Source organism: Flavobacterium sp. UBA6195 (genome assembly GCF_002422095.1).
Taxonomy (GTDB): Bacteria; Bacteroidota; Bacteroidia; order Flavobacteriales; family Flavobacteriaceae; genus Flavobacterium.
On record NZ_DITB01000073.1, the window covers coordinates 1 to 3,847 of the forward strand.

Consider the following 3,847-nt stretch of genomic DNA (forward strand, 5'->3'; position numbering starts at 1 on the left):
TCCGAAAACAGATTTACTGGAAAAATAATTACTGTTACTCATCGTATTTTGTATGTCGAAACACAAATTTACGATTCTTTTAAAGAAGCCATCTTTTTCGCTTCTTTTTTATCGGACAACAATGAAATTAAATAAACTTTTATTATTTTTGATAAAATTTAAAAACTTAAAACATGAAAAAAATTTTATTATCTGCAGCTGCATTGTTGGCTTTTGGTTTTACTAATGCACAGTCTAGAGAGAAAGGTGCAGTTGAGTTAATTCCTCAAATTGGTTATTCAAGTGCTAACTACTATGGTGAAGAGAGTTTAGATTCTAATACGCTTTCTGGAGTTTCTTTTGGTGTGGGAGCAGATTATTTTTTTAATGATAGATGGAGTTTACGTTCGGGTTTACATTATCAAACAATGGGAGCTAAAGGTTCTGGAGGTTATGAAGAAAAATTAAATTATATTACCCTGCCAGCTAATGCAAATTGGCATTTTGGTTCTACAAGAAAATGGAATTTGAATTTTGGTCCAAGTTTTAGTTTCTTAACGAAGGCAGAAAATAATTTTGGAGATATTAAAGATCAAGCGAATACTTTTCAATTAGGATTGGCTTATGGTATTGGATATAAAATTGAAATTAATCAAAAATTTAGTATTTTAATTGATTTACAAGGTATTACTGGTCTTACAGATGTGCCAAAAGATAGTGATTTCACAATTAAAAATGCTTACAGTTCAATTAATGTTGGTGGCGTTTTTAAATTATAATTGTTTCTTGAAAATTTCAAAATCCCGCTTTAGCGGGATTTTTTTATTACTGTAAATTACCTACATTTGAAAAATGAGTACTTGGCAATCGTATATTAAAGAATATCAAAATTATCTGCGCTTAGAGCGTGGGCTTTCTAAAAACACTATTGATAATTATACTTTTGATATAGAAAAATTAGTGTTTTTTTTAGAAAAACATAATACTAATGTTTCGCCATTACACATTTCTGAAGAAATTATCCAACAATTTATTTATGAAATTTCATCGCAAGTTAATGCTAGAAGTCAATCAAGAATTATTTCAGGCTTAAAGAGTTTTTTTAATTATTTAATTTTTGAAGATTATCGAAAAGACACGCCTTTAGAATTAATTGAGGTGCCTAAAACCGGAAGAAAACTACCGGATACTTTAGCTACAGAAGAAATTGATGCTTTAATAGGTGCTATTGATTTGTCTACTCCTGAGGGTGAGCGCAATAGAGCCATGTTAGAGATCTTGTATAGTTGCGGCTTGCGTGTCTCGGAATTAGTTGGTTTAAAGATATCCGATTTGTTTTTTGAAGAAGGTTTTATTAAAATTACTGGAAAAGGAAACAAGCAACGTTTTGTGCCTGTAGGTCAATCTACTATAAAATATATTACTTCTTATGTTAATTTAATACGTGTGCATTATCGAGTACAAAAAGGTCATGAGGATACCTTATTTTTAAATAGAAGAGGAAGACGATTAACTCGTGCTATGGTATTTACCATTATAAAAGATTTGGCGGTAAAAATCAACTTAAACAAAACAATAAGCCCTCATACATTCCGACATTCATTTGCAACGCATCTTTTAGAAAACGGTGCCGATTTACGTTCTATTCAATTAATGCTAGGTCATGAATCAATTACTACTACAGAAGTGTATATGCATTTGGATAGAAAATTCTTGTCGGAAGTGTTGAATAATTATCATCCACGTAAATAGTTAGCAGTCACAGTTTTCAGTCACAGTTATGGGAATAAAAAAAAGGGATTTTCAAAATTTTGAAACCCCCTTTTTTAAATATTTACTGTCAACTGCGACTGAATACTGCGACTTAAAAATTACTTCGCAATATTGACAGCTCTAGTTTCTCTAATTACTGTAATTTTCACCTGACCAGGATAAGTCATTTCAGTCTGAATTTTTTGTGAAATATCAAAAGAAAGATTAGCTGCTGCTTCATCAGAAACTTTTTCGCTCTCAACAATCACACGTAATTCTCTACCTGCCTGAATTGCATAAGCATTTTTTACACCATTAAATCCAAATGCAATATCTTCTAAGTCTTTCAAACGTTGGATGTAAGAATCCAATACTTGTCTTCTTGCTCCAGGACGTGCACCAGAAATAGCATCACATACTTGGATTATTGGAGAAATCAATGATTTCATTTCTATTTCGTCGTGGTGTGCTCCAATAGCATTACATACTTCTTCTTTTTCACCATATTTCTCTGCCCATTGCATACCTAGTATTGCGTGAGGCAATTCACTCTCTGTATCTGGTACTTTTCCAATATCGTGTAATAAACCAGCTCTTTTAGCTAATTTAACGTTTAATCCTAGTTCAGCCGCCATAATACCACATAACTTAGCTACCTCTCTTGAGTGTTGTAATAAGTTTTGTCCGTAAGAAGAACGGTATTTCATTCTACCCACAACTTTAATTAATTCAGGGTGTAATCCGTGGATTCCTAAATCAATTACAGTACGTTTACCAGTTTCAATAATTTCTTCATCGATTTGTTTTGCTGTTTTAGCTACAACTTCTTCGATACGAGCCGGGTGAATACGTCCGTCTGTTACCAATTTATGTAATGCTAAACGCGCAATTTCTCTTCTTACAGGGTCAAAACAAGATAAGATGATAGCTTCTGGTGTGTCATCTACAATAATTTCAACTCCAGTTGCTGCTTCTAAGGCTCTAATATTACGACCTTCACGACCAATAATTCTACCTTTTACATCGTCAGATTCAATATTGAATACGGATACACAGTTTTCAACTGCTTCTTCAGTTCCAACTCTTTGTATGGTATTAATAATGATTTTCTTTGCTTCTTGTTGAGCTGTCATTTTAGCCTCTTCAACAGTGTCTTGAATGTAAGACATAGCGTTGGTTTTTGCTTCTGCTTTTAGGCTTTCAACTAATTGATTTTTTGCATCTTCGGCAGAAAGTCCAGAGATGGCTTCTAATTGTTCTACCTGACTTTTGTGAAGTTTATCAATTTCTTGTTGTTTTTTGTCTAAATATTCTATTTTGTTGTTGTAATCAGCAATTTTAGCTTCAGCATCATCAGCTGCTTTTTTTGCTCTTGCTAACTCATTAGAAACTTGAGATTCTTTGTCGCGCGTTCTTTTTTCGGCTTCAGCCATTTTTTTATCACGTGCTAGAATTACTTGTTCATGCTCGGCTTTTAATTCTAAAAATTTTTCTTTAGCTTGAAGTATTTTATCTTTTTTTGCAGCTTCTGCTTCTGTTTTTGCATCTTTTAAAATGGAAGCAGCTTCCTTTTTTGCATTTTTAATTAAGTTAGAAACATTGCTTTTTTCTAAAAATTTAGCAATACCAAAACCTCCAGCTATACCGACAACGATTCCAATTATTATGCTTACTATATCCATATGTTAGTTAAAAAAATTATATAAAAAAAGCCTACATTAGGTGTTTGTATAAACTCTGTTATACAAGATTTGAGCTAACCTGCAGTTCAAACTTCCCACTAAAGGGCCTGTTATAGTTGCAAAGATTCACTCGTTTAATTTGTTAGTGTTGAGTTTATCAAATATATACTAATGTAGGCAGTATCTTTGTTTGTTAATGTAAGAACGTATTTATTTTGAGAGTAACTCACTCAATTTTTTATCCAAATTTTGCAATCTGGCTATATTTGTTTCATTATCTTGAGAAGAATTGATCTGTTTTTGTTCAACTTGAGCTGCAAATTGCAAGGCACACATAGCTAAAACATCTTGTTTGTCTCTTACAGCATAACTTTGTTCAAACTGTTTTATCATAGCATCTATTTTCTTTGAAGCGCTTCTAAGCCCTTCTTCTT

Annotated in this window: 4 protein-coding genes; 2 read left to right on the forward strand and 2 right to left on the reverse strand. The window is 32.4% G+C overall.

What is annotated here, in order from left to right; genetic code table 11:
* Window positions 1-173: 173 nt before the first annotated feature.
* Together B4I81_RS06360 and xerD are read left to right on the forward strand one after the other, a co-directional pair.
* Window positions 174-758, forward strand: coding sequence for a porin family protein (locus B4I81_RS06360; protein ID WP_291108869.1), 585 nt, complete (start codon window positions 174-176; stop codon window positions 756-758).
* Between the two features lie 73 nt (window positions 759-831).
* Window positions 832-1,731, forward strand: a complete 900-nt coding sequence (gene xerD, locus B4I81_RS06365; RefSeq protein ID WP_291108871.1) for a site-specific tyrosine recombinase XerD — start codon at window positions 832-834, stop codon at window positions 1,729-1,731.
* 119 nt (window positions 1,732-1,850) lie between these two features.
* Here the strand turns inward: xerD and rny are convergent, their stop codons facing one another.
* Together rny and B4I81_RS06375 are read right to left on the reverse strand one after the other, a co-directional pair.
* Window positions 1,851-3,413: a ribonuclease Y gene (rny, locus tag B4I81_RS06370; RefSeq protein WP_291108873.1), complete on the reverse strand. Its 1,563-nt coding sequence runs from the start codon at window positions 3,411-3,413 to the stop codon at window positions 1,851-1,853.
* A 210-nt stretch (window positions 3,414-3,623) separates the two neighbouring features.
* Window positions 3,624-3,847: cell division protein ZapA (locus B4I81_RS06375; protein WP_291108875.1), on the reverse strand; the 224-nt coding region annotated here is incomplete at its 5' end.

Coding starts and splice junctions, on each gene's coding strand:
- rny (WP_291108873.1), bottom strand. CDS start 3,413: ATGGATATAGTAAGCATAATAATTGGAATCGTTGTCGGTATAGCTGGA.
- B4I81_RS06360 (WP_291108869.1), top strand. CDS start 174: ATGAAAAAAATTTTATTATCTGCAGCTGCATTGTTGGCTTTTGGTTTT.
- xerD (WP_291108871.1), top strand. CDS start 832: ATGAGTACTTGGCAATCGTATATTAAAGAATATCAAAATTATCTGCGC.